The sequence below is a fragment of the Eggerthella sinensis genome (genome assembly GCF_003339815.1).
Lineage (GTDB): Bacteria > Actinomycetota > Coriobacteriia > Coriobacteriales > Eggerthellaceae > Eggerthella > Eggerthella sinensis.
This window is the reverse complement of sequence record NZ_PPTT01000012.1, coordinates 84,152-100,790: the sequence shown is the minus strand read 5'-3', so window position 1 is coordinate 100,790 and position 16,639 is coordinate 84,152. Positions and strand designations below refer to the sequence as shown.

The 16,639-nt window shown below is 66.6% G+C and carries 13 protein-coding genes and 1 tRNA gene; 9 read left to right on the top strand and 5 right to left on the bottom strand.

All coding sequences use genetic code 11. From position 1 onward, the window contains the following. Positions 1-5: 5 nt before the first annotated feature. Complete coding sequence (locus C1876_RS08465) at positions 6-1,136, bottom strand: pyridoxal phosphate-dependent aminotransferase (protein WP_114546286.1); 1,131 nt, start codon at positions 1,134-1,136, stop codon at positions 6-8. A gap of 170 nt (positions 1,137-1,306) precedes the next feature. Here C1876_RS08465 and dinB point away from each other — a divergent pair, with 170 nt between their 5' ends. Then, positions 1,307-2,575 carry a DNA polymerase IV gene (gene dinB / locus C1876_RS08460; protein ID WP_114546285.1) on the top strand — a complete coding sequence of 423 codons (1,269 nt, stop codon included), beginning with the start codon at positions 1,307-1,309 and terminating at the stop codon, positions 2,573-2,575. Between the two features lie 23 nt (positions 2,576-2,598). Next, positions 2,599-3,354, top strand: coding sequence for a class I SAM-dependent methyltransferase (locus C1876_RS08455; protein ID WP_158544653.1), 756 nt, complete (start codon positions 2,599-2,601; stop codon positions 3,352-3,354). 48 nt (positions 3,355-3,402) lie between these two features. Here the strand turns inward: C1876_RS08455 and C1876_RS08450 are convergent, their stop codons facing one another. Further along, positions 3,403-4,335 (bottom strand): amidohydrolase family protein, encoded by a 933-nt coding sequence (locus C1876_RS08450; protein ID WP_158544652.1) that lies wholly within the window; start codon positions 4,333-4,335, stop codon positions 3,403-3,405. A 48-nt stretch (positions 4,336-4,383) separates the two neighbouring features. Then, positions 4,384-5,637, bottom strand: a complete 1,254-nt coding sequence (locus C1876_RS08445) for an MFS transporter (protein ID WP_158544651.1) — start codon at positions 5,635-5,637, stop codon at positions 4,384-4,386. Between the two features lie 342 nt (positions 5,638-5,979). On the opposite strand from C1876_RS08445, the gene C1876_RS17970 reads away from it, so the two are divergent. After that, positions 5,980-7,401, top strand: coding sequence for a response regulator transcription factor (locus C1876_RS17970; RefSeq protein ID WP_244910089.1), 1,422 nt, complete (start codon positions 5,980-5,982; stop codon positions 7,399-7,401). Positions 7,402-7,444: 43 nt separating this feature from the next. Here the strand turns inward: C1876_RS17970 and C1876_RS08435 are convergent, their stop codons facing one another. Next, positions 7,445-8,317: a DegV family protein gene (locus C1876_RS08435; RefSeq protein WP_114546280.1), complete on the bottom strand. Its 873-nt coding sequence runs from the start codon at positions 8,315-8,317 to the stop codon at positions 7,445-7,447. A 211-nt stretch (positions 8,318-8,528) separates the two neighbouring features. Here C1876_RS08435 and ileS point away from each other — a divergent pair, with 211 nt between their 5' ends. Genes ileS through C1876_RS08420 form a run of 3 tightly spaced genes read left to right on the top strand, consistent with a single transcriptional unit; the run spans position 8,529 to position 13,017 of the window. Then, on the top strand, positions 8,529-11,381 hold the full coding sequence (gene ileS, locus C1876_RS08430) for an isoleucine--tRNA ligase (RefSeq protein WP_114546279.1): 2,853 nt from the start codon (positions 8,529-8,531) through the stop codon (positions 11,379-11,381). A 5-nt stretch (positions 11,382-11,386) separates the two neighbouring features. Next, a complete protein-coding gene (gene lspA / locus C1876_RS08425) occupies positions 11,387-11,986 on the top strand; it encodes a signal peptidase II (protein ID WP_114546278.1) in 600 nt (199 codons plus the stop codon). Continuing rightward, complete coding sequence (locus tag C1876_RS08420) at positions 11,983-13,017, top strand: RluA family pseudouridine synthase (protein WP_114546277.1); 1,035 nt, start codon at positions 11,983-11,985, stop codon at positions 13,015-13,017. The genes lspA and C1876_RS08420 overlap by 4 nt, the downstream gene beginning before the upstream one ends. A gap of 147 nt (positions 13,018-13,164) precedes the next feature. Here C1876_RS08420 and C1876_RS08415 read toward each other — a convergent pair whose 3' ends face one another. Then, entirely contained in the window at positions 13,165-13,983 is an 819-nt protein-coding gene (locus C1876_RS08415) for a putative ABC transporter permease (RefSeq protein WP_114546276.1), read from the bottom strand. A gap of 113 nt (positions 13,984-14,096) precedes the next feature. On the opposite strand from C1876_RS08415, the gene hemH reads away from it, so the two are divergent. From hemH to C1876_RS08400, 3 genes are all read left to right on the top strand, one after another. Next, entirely contained in the window at positions 14,097-15,149 is a 1,053-nt protein-coding gene (gene hemH / locus C1876_RS08410; protein ID WP_227112709.1) for a ferrochelatase, read from the top strand. Then, entirely contained in the window at positions 15,142-16,365 is a 1,224-nt protein-coding gene (gene coaBC / locus C1876_RS08405; protein ID WP_114546275.1) for a bifunctional phosphopantothenoylcysteine decarboxylase/phosphopantothenate--cysteine ligase CoaBC, read from the top strand. The genes hemH and coaBC overlap by 8 nt, the downstream gene beginning before the upstream one ends. Before the next feature lie 132 nt (positions 16,366-16,497). Next, positions 16,498-16,574, top strand: a tRNA-Pro gene (locus C1876_RS08400). Positions 16,575-16,639: the final 65 nt, after the last annotated feature.

Sequence of the window (16,639 nt, the reverse complement as noted above, 5' to 3'; positions counted from 1 at the left end):
CTCCCCTAGCACCCCACGATGATCTCGCGCAGCGCGGCCACCAGCTTCTCGTTGTCCTCGCGGGTGCGCACGGCCACGCAGAAGTAGCGGCTGTCATCGAGCGCCGGCGTCCCTTCCAGCTTGCGGATCAAAAAGCCCGCCAGCTGGAGGCGGCGCGCCAGCTCTTCGGTGTTCGCTACGCCGAGGGCCAGGTCGGGACCGCCGTCGAAGGTGCACATGACGTAGTTCGCCTCGGCGGGGAAGATGTCGATGCCGGGGATGAGGTTGAGCATGCACTGCAGCCAGGGAATCTCGGAGTCCAGAAACTCGCGCGTGCGCTCGAGGTGCTCCGTCTCGGTGAGGGCCAGCTCCCCGATCACCTCGGCGAACATGGGCACGCACGAGCTGTCGTAGAAGCGCGTGATCTGCGCGATGGTGTCGGGGTGCGCGATGCAGTAGCTGATGGGGATGCCCGGCATGGCGAAGGGCTCGCACAGCGAGCGCACCACCACGAGGTTGCGGTGCTCGGTGACGAGCGGCACCATGCTCTCGCCGCCCAGCGTGAGCTCGATGGAGCGCTCGTCCACCACCACCCACGTGCAGGCCTCGAGGTAGGCGAGCAGCGTCGGCTTCGGCAGCAGGCGGCTCGTGGGGTAGCCGGGGTTCGCCAGCACGGCGGCGTCGAACACGATGCCGTGGCGCTCGGCCGCGGCCGGGTCGGGCACGACGAAGCCGGCGGGGCTCGCGATTTCCACGACGCGATGGCCGGCGTTGCCCGCCGCCAGCGCGTACTCCACGGGGCCGGGAACGGCCACGCCCACGGTGCAGGGCTGGTAGGTCTGAGCGACGGCGCGCACCATGTCGCCCACGGTGGAACCCACGAGGAATGACTCGACGGGCAGCCCGAACTTGCGCGCGAGCACGCTGCGCAGCGTGTGGGCCTCGCGGTCGGGCGGATAGTTCAGCTCGCCGGCGGCGAGCGCGGTCTCCATGGCGCGGATGAACGAGGGAGGCGTGCCCAACGGGTTCGCCGTTCCGGAAAAGTCGATCCAGTTCATCTCGGAACGCATCTCGTACGGAGGCGAGAGCAGCTGTTCGGGCAGCGCGGTCACGCAGTCGCGCACGCCGGGACGCGCGTCGGTGGATCGCTGCGTCATCGTCTCTCCTCTCCCTGCCGTGCGTTTTGCCTCGTGGTTCGAGGCAAGGAATGAATATCCTAGCACAAGTTCATGACACGCGGGTGCGGCATGGTAGACTTATTCGCGTTATGCGAGACGACTCCCCACAGACCGATGTTCGAGAAACCGTCGATGACGGCCCGTCCTCGATGCCGCTCGAGGCATGGCGGGGGCCGGCCATCCTGCTCGTCGACCTCGACGCGTTCTTCGCCTCGGTCGAGCAGCTCGACCATCCCGCCTGGCGCGGCAAGCCCGTCATCGTGGGCGGCGACGCCGACAAGCACGGCGTGGTGTCCACGGCGTCCTACGAGGCGCGCCCCTTCGGCGTGCACAGCGCCATGCCCTCCTCGACGGCGAAGCGCCTGTGCCCCCACGCCATCTGGACGCACGGCCATTTCGACCGCTACCGCGAGATGTCGAACGCCATCATGGACATCCTCCACGCCGAGACGCCGCACGTGCAGCAGGTGAGCATCGACGAGGCGTTCATGGACGTCACGCCCACCGCGGTGAACCGCGAGCATCCGGTGCGCATCGCGCAGCGCATCCAGAACCGCGTCGAGAAGCTGGGCGTCACCTGCTCCATCGGCGTGGGCACCTCGAAGACCGTGGCGAAGATCGCCTCGGACATGGACAAGCCGCGCGGCCTGACCGTGGTGTACCCGGGCGGCGAGCGGGATTTCCTTGCGCCCCTGCCCATTCGCACGATGAGCGGCATCGGCGCGTCGGCCGAGGCCAAGCTGCACTCGTACGGCATCCGCACGCTCGGCCAGCTGGCCGACGCGGACGAGGGCCTGCTGCTGCGCGTGTTCGGCAAGAACGGCCACGTCATGCACGTGCGCGCGAACGGCGGCGACGACGCGCCCGTCGAGCAGGACGACGCGGTGAAGTCGGTGTCGAACGAGATGACGTTCGCCGTCGATCTCACCACGCGCGAGGAGGTGGAGGGAGCCATCGCCACCATCGCCGCGAAGGTGGGGCGCCGCCTGCGCCGCAAGGGCCTGCGCGGCCGCACCGTCAGCCTGCGCGTGCGCTACGACGACCGCAGCGTCCGCTCGGTGCAGCGCCTGCTGCCGAAGCCGAGCGACGACGAGTTCGCCTACACCCCGCTGCTCTACCGCATGATGGACGAGCTGTGGCATCCGGGCACGCCCGTGCGCCTCATCGGCGTGGCCATGACGGGGTTCGCGGAGGGCGAGGGCGTGCAACAAAGCCTGTTCGACCTCGCCGAGGCCGCTCCCAACGAGGACGACGTGCAGCCCGTCATAAAGGACGAGGGCAAGCGCCGGGGCCTGATCGAGGCCACCGACCTCGTGAAGGACAAGTTCGGAGAATCCGCCGTACGCTTCGGCCGCGAATTGCGGGGCGAGGAAAACACCACCGGCTCCGCCAGCAAGAACCCGGCGGACTACAAGTGACGAAACTCAAAGGGGGAGGTTCCGTGGGAAACGAGCGCCGCTTCGACGGCAAAGCGGATGTCTACGAGACGGCGCGCCCCGGCTATGCGCCCGCGCTTCTGACCTACCTTGCGGCCAAGGAGGGGTTCGTTCCGGGCGCTGCGGTGGCCGACGTCGGATCGGGCACGGGAAGGTTCTCCCGACAGCTGTTGGATCTCGGCTGCATCGTGACGGGCGTCGAGCCGAACGACCAGATGAGGGCCGTGGCAGAAGCGCGTCTCGGGGAGCATCCCGGGTACTTCTCGACGGCGGGCTCGGCGGAGCGAACGGGCCTCGCCGACGCGTCGGTCGACCGCGTGTGCGCCGCCCAGGCTTTCCATTGGATGGATGCGCAGGCGTTTCGGCGCGAGTGTCTGCGCGTGCTGCGCCCGGGAGGCGTCGTCGCGCTCGTGTGGAACTTCCGCGATCCGACTTCGCCGCTCGTCCGCGCGAGCGCCGCCGTATGCGCGCGGCATTGTCCGCGGTTCACGGGATTCAGCGGGGGCATGGACTTCGACGGCGATGCCGTCGCGCGCTTCTTCGACGGGGAGTACCGGACGGTCTCGTTCCCTCACGACCTGGCGTACGACCGTCGCGGCTTCGTCGATCGGATGCTGTCGGCCTCCTACGCACCTGATCGCGACGACGCGGCTCGCGCCGCATACGTCGCCGACTTCGAGCGCCTGTTCGACGAGCACGCGCAGGCCGGCACCCTCGTGATGCCCAACAGCACCGTGGCCTACCTCGGCGAAGTGGCGTAGGGGAGCACCTTCCCCCGAACCTCCGGGGGAAGGTGCGCACGCGCTTCGCTAGGCCATGCCGATGAGTTTCGCCATATTCGCGTACATGACCTTCTCGGACAGCTCCGTGCCCTCCCCGAAGGCCTCGAAGGCGGTTTTGACGGCTGCCCGGGTGCCTCCGAAGGGGCGGTCGACGCCGAAGAGCACACGGTCCTCGCCGAACAGCTCGACGAGCATGCGCATCTCCTCGGCCGAGCGGAAGGTCGTGTCCACCCAGAGGTTCTCGGCGCCCCCAAGGTGCGCGGCGAGCGTTTCCGCCTCGCCGCCGGTCAGGCCGCCGGCATGCGCAGCGATGAACTTGACCTGGGGCAAGCGTTCCACGAGGTACATGAAGTCCTCGAGGTTGCCGTAGGCGGGGTTCTGGGTGGCCGCTTCCGGAGAGTCGTCGGGATAGTAGGAGTTCACGCCGCAGTGGCTCACCACGGGCAGGCCCGTCTCGGCCCACAGGGCAACCGCCTCCTCCACGCGCGGGTCGCGCAGCGAGACGTTCTGCAGTATGGGGTGGATCTTGAGGCCGCGCGCTCCTTGCGCGGCGTCGGCGAGCAGCTGCGACCCGATGGCGCGCCCGTCCTCGATGCGCCAGTCGGCCGAGGTGAAGGGGATGATGCGCGGCTCGACGAGCGCGGCCACCCGGTAGTCTTCGAACGTGATGAAGGGCGCCACCGGATACAGGCAGACGTAGTCGACGTGCGATTCGTCGAGGTCGCGCGACAGCTTGCTCAACGTGTTGGCGTAGCTGACGGCGGCCGTCATGTCGATGACGTTCTTCACCTGCTCGGGGTTGTCGGGGTCGAGGAACGCACCCTTGAAGCCGCCTTCGGAATAGGAAGCGAACGGATCGTGCTGGGAGGGGTCGATGGGGACGTCGCCTTTGTACACGACGTTCTTCTCGTATGCGAAGATGTCGCCGAGGTGGGAATGGCAGTCGATGATCTGGTGCATGATGCTCCTCGTTTCTCTCATGGTTTTCGATGGGGTAGAACGACGGTCTTACGACGGGTTCGCGGCGCCGGCCGCGCACGCGGGCGCATCGTCGGGCGTTTCGGACGACGGCGCCGCGGAACTCAGCTTGGTGGCCGCCATGGCAGCCGCTCCGACGAGGGCGGCGATCAGGAAGCACGCGCCGGCGGCGACCCACCCGAACGATTCGACGAGCGCTCCGGACACGGGCGCGCTCAAGAGGGTGCCCGTGTTCAAGCCGATGTTCAGCACGCCGAGCGCGATGCCCGCGTACATCGGCTTGGAGGCGGTCTCGGGCCCGATCGTCCAGCAGATGCAGGGAATGAGCGCGTCGAAGATCGGGAACACGAACACGAACGCGACGACGAGCGGCTCGCCGGTGATGAGGAAGGCGGCCAGGCCGATGAGGCCGTACGCGAAGAAGCTCACGACGCCGAGGCGCTTGCGGTTCTTCACGCGGTTCAAGATGCCGCCGATGATCCAGGCGTACACCATCTCGACGAGGTACAGGATGGCCACCCAGCGGCCGATCTCCTCAAGCGACCAGGACGTAGCCACGCCCCAGTATGCCGACACCCAGCTGACGAACGTGAACGAGCAGAACGTGAAGCAGGCCGCGGCGATGGCGAGCGTGAACGATGCGCGCGACTTCAGTCCCTCGCGGATGGACACCTCGCTGCTCTCGACGTCCGCGAAGCTCTCGCCGGGCGCGGGGCTCTCGACGAACACCAGGAACAGCACGGCGGTCAGCACGCATGCGACCAGGCCGAGCATCCACATCCCCTGCCATCCGAACGCTCCCGACAGCGGGGCGGCGCAGAAGAAGAGGATCGTTTGCGAAACCATCATCCACGAGCCCCAGAGCCCCATGGGCAGGCCGCGCTTCTCGGGCGGGAACCACATGGAGATGAGCGTCGGCGCCAGCACCGCGATGATGCCGATACCCGTCCCCTCGACGACGCGGCTGACGATGAGCACGCCGACGTTGTCGGTGGCGAGGCCTATCAGCGAGCCGACGATGGCGAAGGCGAGGGCGGCCACGCCCGCCTTCTTCGGCCCGAACCGCTTGATGATCATCGCGGCGGGCAGCGCCATGATGATGCCGACGAAGGTGAAGATGGTGCTGAGCAAGCCTGCCGTGCCCATGCTGATGCCGAATACGTCCATGAGGACGGTGATGATGGGCGAGACCTTGTTCTGCACGAGGGCAAGCGATATGCCGCCGAATATGGCGACGAGGCATACCGCCCAGCCCTTCGCGCTCGTGGTTCTTGTCACGCTCATGGTGAACCCCCTTACGTTTCGTGTACGTTGCCGCGCAGTCCCGATGCCGCTGCGGTACCTCCTCTCGACGTCGTGCGGCGTGACTCGGAAGACCTGCGCGGCACGCACCTTACGGAGCGGCTTCGTCTGCGGGAACATCTCGGGAGGATGGTTGTCGCGATCCGGCGACCTCATCACGAAAGGATGGGGGAGGGCCCTCTCATCATTTCGTGATGAGAGGGCCGGGACGAGCATTTCAACCTCCGATGACCACTGACGAGTTCGGGGGCGTGGATATAATTGCACCCGGCACGTGGAGGGGCAGGCGAAGGCGGGGAGGTCTCAATGCGCTCGGGTCCGATCATGCACACACTACGCACTATGTTCTCGTCGACGCCGGGCGGCGTCGCGCTGCTCTGCTCGTTCTCGTTCTACAAGGCGCTCGCCATCATCGTGTGCACCGAGTCGTTCCTGTTCCCTTCGGCGCGGCAGATCGCGCCGACCGTCGTCGATCCGCAGATCGTGTTCTTCCTGGCGTGCGCGACGGTGTGCATCGTCGTTGCGGTGTTCCTGCGGAAGAGCAGCGCCCTGTTCGCCCAAGACTGGTACGCCTGGCTCATGCTGCTGTCGATGCTCGTGGGGATGCTGCTTCTGTTCCTGCGCGCGAACGCCGACGCTCAGGACGTCTTTTCCCAGGATATGTGCTTGTATTTGGGAATCGGGTGCCTGGCGCTCGGTTTCATGGGGGTCCATATCGAGTTCGGGCGGGTGTTCGGGCACCTCGGCATGGCGAGGACGCTCGCGTTCGGCGTCGCCTGCTCGTGCATCGGCGGCGCGCTCTACTTCGCGGCCGGCATCCTCGAAGGGCCGTTTGCCTGGCTCGCGGTCGCGCTGTACGCCGTCGTCATCGTAGGCTCGTTCTCGCGGGCGCGCCGCGCGATGGGCAAGGCCGTCATCTACGGTCGGAAATTCGAGGAGGATCTGCAGGTGCCGTACCGGTTCATGTCGACGTCGCTGCTCCAGGGCCTGTCGTTCGGCTTCCTGTACGGGGCCCTTGCGTTCTCGGACGGGGAGGCGTGGCAAGGCGTCGAGCTGGCCGGGCTGCTCGGCTCAGCGCTGCTGACGGCGCTCGTCTTCCTGGTCGCCCATGTGGACTTCAACCGCGCTATCTACCAGGTCGGGTTCCCGCTCATCGCCGTCAGCATGCTCTGTTCGAGCTTGGTCGTCGCGTTTCCGACGATGTGGGTCGCCTGCCAGGTGACGGGGTTCCTCTATCTCGACTTGGCGCTGTGGGCCCTGGGATCGTACCTGATCAAGGACTGCGACCAGCCTTCGACGTGGGTGGCTTCCTGCCCGACGGCCATGCTCATGATCGGCAGGGCCGTCGGCATCGCGGCGGGAGGGGCGGTGGGCGGCCCCGACGGGCAGACGGCCTGGTGCGTCGGGGCGTTCGCGATCGTGCTGGCCTCGCTGCTGCTGTCGAACGAGCGCAACATCAGGACGGGGTGGGGCTTCATCTGCCCGGGGGATTCCCGGTCGCAGGTCGATTTGAGCGCCACGTGCGAAGTCGTGGCGAAGGAGTACCTGCTCACCCCGCGCGAGCTGGAGGTGCTCAAGCCGCTCGTCCAGGGCGACGATGCGCAGGACATCGCGGGGCGTCTGTACATTTCGCCCAACACGGTGAAGTCGCATATCCAGAACATCTACAACAAGCTGGGCGTCCATTCGCGCAAAGAGCTGCTGCGCGTGGTGGAGAGCCGTCTCAAGCTCCTGGAGTCCCGCTGAGAGGCGCCCGGTCCCGCGATTCGCAGGCCGGGCGCGAAACGTCCTAGCGCTTGTCGGCCAAGAAGAACAGGGCCATGGTTCCCGGGCCGGAGTGGGCGCCGATGACGGGGTCGACGTAGTTGATGACGACCTCCTTCACGCCGAAGCGCTCCTTCACCTGCTCGGCCACGTATTCGGCCTCCTCGATGCAGTCGCCGTGGGTGATGAACACCATCTGCTCGTCGATGGGGGCGATGGCCGTCTTCTCCATGTGGTCCACCAGCGCGTTGAGCGACTTCTTGCGCCCGCGCACCTTCTCGAGCGGGATGAGGTGCCCTTCGTCGTCCACGTGCATGACGGGCTTGATGTTGAGCATGGTGCCCGCCCAGGCCGCCGTCTTCGACACGCGCCCGCCGCGGAACAGGAACATGAGGTCGTCCACGGTGAACCAGTGCGCCAGGTGCAGCTTGTTCTGCTCCACCCAGTCGCGCACTTCCTCGATGGAGGCGCCGGCGCGGGCGCGCTGCACGGCGTGCCAGATGAGCAGGCCCTCGCCGCCCGAGGCCGCCAGCGTGTCCACGGCGTACATCGTGCGGTCGGGGAATTCCGCGCTCAGCTGCTTCACCAAGAGCTCGGTGGCCTCGAACGTGCCCGACAGGCCGCTCGAGAAGCCCAGGTACAGGATGTCGCGGCCCTGTTCGAGCAGGTCGCGCATGAGCGCTTCGGAATCGGCCAGGTTCGGCAGCGACGTCGTGATGACCTTGCCCTCGCGCATCATCGTGTAGAACTGCTTGAGGTCGGTGTGCTGGCCCTTGAGGTAGCTTTGGTACTGCTCGTCGTCCACCATGAAGGTGAGGGGCAGGATGTGCAGGCCGAAGTCGTCGATCATGTCCTCGACGAGGTTGCAGCTCGAGTCCGTGACGATTTCAAATTCCATGTCGTTCCTCCGATGTGCGTGACCGCCGCAAAACGGCACCGTGGTTTATCCGTTAAAGTATACCTATTACCAATACAATATCCTGTGTCACATTTCTGAAATGTGATGAAGCCGAAGGGGAATGTGCGTGCATTACGCGCTCGTTCCACTATACTATAGCGGTTTGTAGCGAATAAACGCGCATATGCACCGAGGAAAGGTACGGAAAGCCGTGGCGAACACGTACAAAGAGACGATGAACCTTCCCCAGACCGACTTCGCGATGCGGGCGAACCTGCCCGAGAACGAGCCGAAGCGGCTGGCCAAATGGGAGGAAGAGCATATCTACGAGCAGGTGCTCGAGAAGAACAAGGACGGCAAGCCCTTCATCCTGCATGACGGCCCGCCGTACGCGAACGGCCCCATCCACATCGGGCACGCCTTCAACAAGATCCTCAAGGACTTCGTCAACAAGTCCCATGCGCAGCGCGGCTTCTTCACGCCGTACGTGCCCGGCTGGGACTGCCACGGCCAGCCCATCGAGCACATGGTGGAGAAGACGCTCGGTCCCGACAAGATGGCGAAGATCGACCAGCCCACGCTGCGCCGTTTGTGCCGCGAGTGGGCCGAGAAGTACGTCGACGTGCAGCGCGAGGGCTTCAAGCGCCTCGGCGTGAACGCCGATTGGGAGCACCCGTACCTCACGTTCACCCCGAACTACGAGGCGGGCAACGTCGAGGTGTTCAAGCAGATGTACCTCGACGGCTCGGTGTACCGCGGCCGCAAGCCCATCCACTGGTGCAAGCGCTGCCACACCGCGCTCGCCGAGGCGGAAATCGAATACTCCGACGAGACGTCGCCGTCCATCTTCGTGAAGTTCAAGATGGACCTCATGCCCGGCATGTTCGAAGCCGCCGGCGCGACGGGCGACGCCAACGTGCTCATCTGGACCACCACGCCCTGGACGCTGCCGGCGAACACGGCCGTGTCGCTGGCCCCCGACGCCGACTACGTCATGGTGGTGGCCGACGGCTCCAACATGATCATGGCGCGCGAGCTGGTGGAGCAGGTGGCCGAGATCGCGGGCTGGGAGTCCTACGACCTCGTGCGCGGCGCCGACGGCGAGCCCGTCGCGCTCAAGGGCCGCGAGTTCACGGGCCTCACCTACACATGCCCCATCCGCCAGGACCTCAAGGGCACCATCATCTACGGCGACCACGTGACGCTCGACTCGGGCACGGGCGCGGTGCACACGGCTCCCGGACACGGCCAGGACGACTACCTCGTCGCCCTCGAGTTCGACGTGCCGCTGCTCATGCCGGTGGACGACAACGGCGTGCTCACCGACGAGGCGGGCCCCTTCGCGGGCCTCGACGTGGACGAGGCGAACCCGGTCATCATCGAGTGGCTGCGCGAGCGCGGCACGCTCGTGGCCGAGAAGAAGATCCTGCACAGCTACCCGCACTGCTGGCGCTGCCACGAGCCGGTCATCTTCCGCGCCACCGACCAGTGGTTCGTGTCCATGGACAAGAACTCCCTGCGCGAGAACGCGCTCAACGCCATCGACCGCGAGGTGGAGTGGATTCCCGCGTGGGCGAAGAACCGCATCGGAAGCATGGTGGCCGACCGTCCCGACTGGTGCATCTCGCGCCAGCGCTCGTGGGGCGTGCCCATCCCCGTGTTCAAGTGCGCCAAGTGCGGCAACACGGTGGCCACCGCCGAGACGTTCGACGCGGTGATCGACCTGTTCTACCGCGAGGGCGCCGACGCGTGGTTCACGCACGAGCCGTCCGAGTACCTGCCGCGCGGCGTGAAGTGCGAGACCTGCGGCTGCTCCGAGCTCATCCCCGAGAAGGACATCCTCGACGTGTGGTGGGAGAGCGGCGTGTCGCACACCTCCGTGCTGAAGCACCGCGCCGACGAGGGCCTGCGCTTCCCGGCCGACATGTACCTCGAGGGCTCCGACCAGCACCGCGGCTGGTTCCAGTCCTCCCTGCTCACCAGCATGGGCGCCTACGGCGTGCCGCCGTACAAGTCCGTCATGCACTGCGGCTTCACGATGGACGCCGAGGGCAAGAAGATGTCGAAGTCGGCCGGCAACGGCATCGACCCCGCCGACGTCATGGCGAAGAGCGGCGCCGACGTGCTGCGCCTGTGGGTGGCGAGCGTGGATTACTCGCAGGACGTGAACATCGGCGACGAGATCCTCGACCGTACGTCCGAGGCGTACCGTCGCATCCGCAACACGATGCGCTTCATCCTGGGGAGCCTGAGCGATTTCAACGACCTCGAGCACAGCGTGAAGGAATGGGACGCGCTCGAGCCCATCGACCAGTGGGCCATGGTGCGCCTGTGGCAGCTGCTCGGCGACGTGGAGCACGCCTACGACGAGTACAAGTTCCACGTGGTGTATCGCACGGTGTACGACTACGTGGTGAACGATCTGTCCGCGGTGTACATGGATGCCACGAAGGACCGCGTGTATGCCGAGGCGCCCGATTCGCCGCGCCGCCGCGCCGCGCAGACGGTGCTCATGAACATCATCGAGGTGCTCGTGCGCGTGCTCGCGCCGGTGCTCTCGTTCACGACCGACGAGGTGTGGGAGCACTACCCGGAGGCCATCCGCAACCGTGCCGGTCGTCCGGCGAACGTGCAGCTGGCCGGCTGGCCCGAGAAGAGCGACTTTTTGCCCGCCCTGCCCGACGCTGCGTCGGCGAAGGCCCTCGCCGATGATTTCGCGGTGCTGCTCGAGGTGCGCGAGGTCGTGACGAAGGCGCTCGAAGAGGCGCGCGGCGCGGGGCTCGTGAAGAAGAGCCAGGAAGCGGCCATTTCCGTGACGCTGCCGGCCGATATGCTGGCCGTGGCGAGCGCCTACGACGCGGCGGTGTTCGAAGAGCTGTTCATCGTGTCGGAGGTGTCGTTCGCCGAGGGCGAGGAACTGGCTTGTGCGGTGACGCCGGCGTCGGGCGAGAAGTGCCCGCGCTGCTGGAACTACCGCACGCTCGGCGGCAACCCGAACCATCCGGACGTGTGCGAGCGCTGCGGCGACGTGCTCGACGCCATCGGCTTCACCGAGGGGGAGTAGGGCTTTTGAACGAGCAGACGACGGCCTCCGCTTCGGCGGAGGCCCCTGCATCCAAGCACTCCAACCGCACGCGCAACGCGCTCGTGTTCGGCGCGGTGGCCCTCGTGTGGCTGGCGCTCGACGTGCTGACGAAGGGCTGGGTGGCCGGCAACTACGCGCAGGGCGAGGTCATCACCGAGCCCATCCTCGGCCTCGTGCGCTTCCATCTCGTGCACAACACGGGCGCCGCCTGGGGCATGTTCGGCGATTCGACGTTTTTGCTGGGCGTCATGTCGCTCGTGGTGTGCGCGGCCCTCGTCGTGTACCTGTTCGCGCTCTCGCCGAAGGCGGGCGTCATCGAAACCGTGGGCATCGCGCTCGTGGTGGCGGGCGGCCTCGGCAACGTGCTCGACCGCTTCACGCTGGGCTACGTCGTGGACTTCATCGAGCCCACGTTCATCGACTTCCCCGTGTTCAACGTGGCCGACATCGGCGTGACGTGCGGGTTCGTCATCTTCCTCATCGGGGTGGTCACCCTGTGGCGTCGCGAGGATCGCGCCGCCGCCGAGCTTGCCGCGCGCGCCGAGCGCGTGGGGAGCGTCGACGAGGGGCCGGACGCCCGATGAGCCGCATGCTGAGCTACAACGTTGCCGCCGGGGACGCGGGGCAGCGCCTCGACGCGCTGCTGGCGGCGCGCGGGCTGTATCCGAGCCGCAGCGCCGCAGCGCGGGCGGTGGACGACGGCCTCGTGTTCGTGAACGGCGCCGCCGTGGCGAAGAAGCACGCCGTGGCGACGGGCGACACGATCGTCTACCAGGTGGAGGACGCGATCGAGCCGGGCCCTCTGAGCGGCCAGCCCATCGATTTGGACATCCGTTTCGAGGACGACAGCCTCATCGTGCTGTCGAAGCAGGTGGGGCTCGTGTGCCATCCGTCGGTCGACCACGACGACGGCACGCTGGTGAACGCCCTCATCTACCACTGCGGCGCCGAGAACCTGTGCAACGTGCAGGGCGAGGACGACCGTCTGGGCATCGTGCACCGCCTCGACCGCGACACGAGCGGCCTCATGCTGGCAGCGAAGACCGACGAGGTGGGCTACGCGCTCATGTCCGACATCCGCGACCGCGCGGTGGACCGCCGCTACCTGGCGCTCGTGCACGGCGTGATCGCCCACGACACGGGCATGATCGACGCGCCCATCGCCCGCGGCGAGAAGGACCGCACGCGCATGGCCATCCGCGACACCCCGTCGGCCCGCGAGTCGGTGACGACGTTTCGCGTGCTCGAGCGCTTCGAGCACGGGCCGCGCGACGACGGTTACACGCTCATCGACTGCAAGCTGTTCACGGGACGCACGCACCAGATCCGCGTGCACATGGAGTACGCGAAGCACCCCCTCGTGGGCGACCCGGTGTACACCGCGGGCTCCCCGAGCGCCCCGGCCGCCGACCTCGGCCTCGACCGCCAGTTCCTCCACTCGTTCCAGCTGTCCTTCGAGCACCCCGTCACCGGCGAGAGCCTCCGCTTCGCCGACAACCTCCCCGAAGACCTGCAGGATGCCCTGGACGAGCTGAGCGCCCGCAGCGCCGGCCGCACAACCGCCGGGGAAGAAGTGCTCGAGCTGCTGAAGAGCGCGCCGAAGCCGCTGTTGTAGTTTTTTTCTGGCGCGCCCTCCAACCTGCGCATCGTCCGAGCCCTGCGCGCCGACAAAGAGCCTCACCTGTTGACCGTCGAGCGCGCAGATAGGGGGGGGGTGCGAGGGGCCGCGCCATGGAGGAAATGTACGAAGGAAGCGGGCTTCTTACCCCTTCCCGTACACGCTCATGTTCTGCATCCGGGCTTGCAGGAAGCTGTCGGGGAAGTGGTCGTCGAAGAACTGCTGCTCCCAGGTGGTGGCAGGGATGCCGGCGGCGCGCTGGCCTTCGCGGTCGAGCGCGAGCACGGTGACGGCGATGTCCACCGCCAGAAAGACGCTGAGCGCCGCGGTGATGATGCGCGCGGCCGCGGTCTTGGCGTTCACGTGCGAGAACACCCGCTTGATGAACGGCAGGATCACGCGCACCCACACGAGGCCGAGCAGGCCCCACATCACGCCGAACGCGAAGTTCGTGCGCCCGCCGATGCTGCCGAACGTGCCGCTGTAGTCCCAGGCGATGGCGCCCCAGAGGATCTCCATGAGCCAGCTCGTCGAGTATTCCAGCACCGAGCCCAGCAGCATGGCGATGATGAAGATGATGAGGTTGTGCGAGTGGTAGAAGCGGTTGAGCGAGGCCGTGAGCACCACCGCGCCCACGCCGTAGATGGGCGAGAACGGCCCCCACACGAGCCCTGCGCGGCTCTCGTAGCCGCCGTACACGATGGCGTGGAACACCGTCTCCACCACCAACCCGAACACGCAGCCGGCTATGAACAACCAGAACAGCGTGAAGTAGTCGATTTTGAGGAAGCCGAGGTTCGGGCGCACCTGCTCGCGCGCCTCTTTGCCGATCTCGCGCAGGATGCCGGGATGCGGCGCGCTCGCCTCGGGGGAGGAGGGGGAACCGGCGCTGCGTTCGCGATTCGGTGTTACGGCCTGTCGCGACGGTAATTCCGCAGCCGATTTTTTCGGTTCTTTCTCCATTCACCTGCCCTATCGAATAGCCAATGGGCTAAACTATATCAGATTTCAAGGGGCGGTTTGAGCAACGTTCTCTTGATGGTTGGCTTGCAGGTCGCTCCGCGCAAGGGGCGCCGATGGAATACAGCGGGAAGGTGATGGACAAGGTGGCTGAAGGGGAACGCACCGGGGTGCTCCTGGTGAACACAGGCACGCCCGCCGTGCCGCGGCCCCGCGCCGTGCGGAAATATCTTGCCAAGTTTCTCATGGACAAGCGCATCGCGCCCATGAACCGCATCGGATGGTGGTTCGTCCTCCATCTGTTCATTCTGCCGAAGCGCGGCGTCGCGTCGGCCGAGAAGTACGCGAAGATATGGACCGACGAGGGATCGCCGTTCACCATCGCGCACGAGAAGCTGGCCGCCGGACTGGGCGCCGCCTTCGACGACGAGGGGCTGAACGCCATGGTGCGCTGCGCCATGAGCTACAGCGACCCGTCGGTGCTCTCGTGCGTGCGCGCGTTCAAGGAGGCGGGCTGCACGCGCCTCGTCGCGCTGCCGCTGTACCCGCAGAGCGCCTATTCCACTACGGGCTCGGTGTCCGACAGCGTGGAGGCGGCGCTCAAGAAAGCGCACTGGAACGTGCCGTGCGACTTCATCGACAACTACCACGACAATCCCACTTACATCCGCGCCATCGCGGCCTCCATCGAGCATGCGGGCTTCAAGGTGGACTCGGACGACAAGGTGCTGTTCTCGTTCCACTCCATCCCGCTCGTGGACATCGAGGCGGGGGACACCTACGAGCTGCAGACGGGCGCCACGAGCCTGCAGGTGGCCAGCGAGCTGGGCATCGACCGCAACCGCTGGACCATCGGCTACCAGTGCCGCTTCGACAAGGGGCGCGAGTGGCTCACGCCCTTCACGCGCGACGTGCTCACCCGTTGGGCCGAGGCCGACGTGGGGCGCGTGTTCTTCATCTGCCCGAACTTCGCGGTCGATTGCCTTGAGACGCTCTACGACATCGACTACGAGCTCAAGCCGTTCTACTTCGACCAGATCAACCAGGCGGGCCGCGTGCCCGGTGGAGAAGCCTTCACCTACGTGCCCTGCCTCGACCGCAGCCGCGCGCACCTGCGCGTGCTCGCCGACGTGCTGCGGCCGCACCTAGAGGAGGTCCCTCGTGGATAACGTAGCCAACGACAATCTGGCGGAATCCGCACAGAAAACGGTGCTGCTGGGCGTCACCGGGTGCATCGCCGCCTACAAGTCGTGCGAGATCGTGCGCGGCCTGCAGAAGGCGGGCGTGCGCGTGAAGGTGGTCATGACCGAGCACGCCACCCAGTTCGTCGGGCCCGTGACGTTCCGCGCGCTCACGCACGAGCCGGTGGCCGTCGGGCTGTTCGACGACCCGTCCGACCCCATCCACCACGTGTCGCTCGCGCAGGAGGCCGACGTGTTCCTCATCGCGCCCTGCACGGCGAACGTCATCGCCAAGATAGCGAACGGCATCGCCGACGACCTGCTGACCACCACGGCGCTCGCCACCACGGCGCCGCTCGTCATCGCGCCGGCCATGAACGTGAACATGTACGAGAACGGCGCCACGCGCTACAACATCGGCAAGCTGCACATCCGCGGCGCGCGCTTCATCGATGCGGGCGACGGCTATCTGGCCTGCGGCGACGTGGGCAAGGGACGCCTGGCCGAAGTGGACGACATCGTGTCGGCCACGCTCGACGAGCTGGGCGTGAAGCGCGACCTGGCCGGCCGCAGCGTCATGATCACGGCGGGTCCCACGGTGGAGCCCATCGACCCGGTGCGCTACATCTCGAACCACTCGTCGGGCAAGACGGGCTACGCCATCGCGCGCGCGGCCGCCCTGCGCGGCGCCGACGTGACGCTCATCTCGGGCCCCGTGTCGCTGCCCGCGCCGCAGGGCGTGCACATGGTGCACGTGCGCACGGCCCGCGACATGTTCGCCGCGGCCGAGGAGGCCTTCGGACAGGCCGACATCGCCATCTTCGCCGCCGCCGTGGCCGACATGCGCCCGCGCGAGGCGGCCGAGCACAAGCTGAAGAAGGGCATCGCCGACGCCGAGCTGGGCACCATCGACCTCGTGGAGAACCCCGACATCCTGGCCACGTTGGGCGCGCGTAAGGAGCATCAGGTGGTGGTGGGCTTCGCCGCCGAGACGAACGACGTGGTGGCGAACGCCGAGAAGAAGCTCGTCTCGAAGCACGCCGACCTCGTGGTGGCCAACGAAGTGGGCGGCGGCCGCGCGTTCGGCGCCGACGACAACGAGGTGTGGTTCGTCGACGACGAGGACATCGAGGAGCTTCCCCGCATGTCCAAAACCCGCCTCGCCGACGAGATCCTCAACAAAGCCATGCAGTTTCTGCAGTAGGGGGAGGCGCTTCGCAGAGGCGCTAGAATTTTTCCCGAGCGAGCTTCAATTTCTTCTTGCAAAGCTGACGGGTTACCGTTAAGATAGTCAACGCTGTTTGGGAAGCTCGCCTGAGCGACCGAGCAAGCATAACGGGTTGTGGCGCAGTTTGGTAGCGCACTTGACTGGGGGTCAAGGGGTCGCAGGTTCAAATCCTGTCAACCCGACCACAAACACGCGGGCCGGAAGCGGATGCTTCCGGCCCGTTTTGCGTTTATGATGGGAGCGTGCGCAA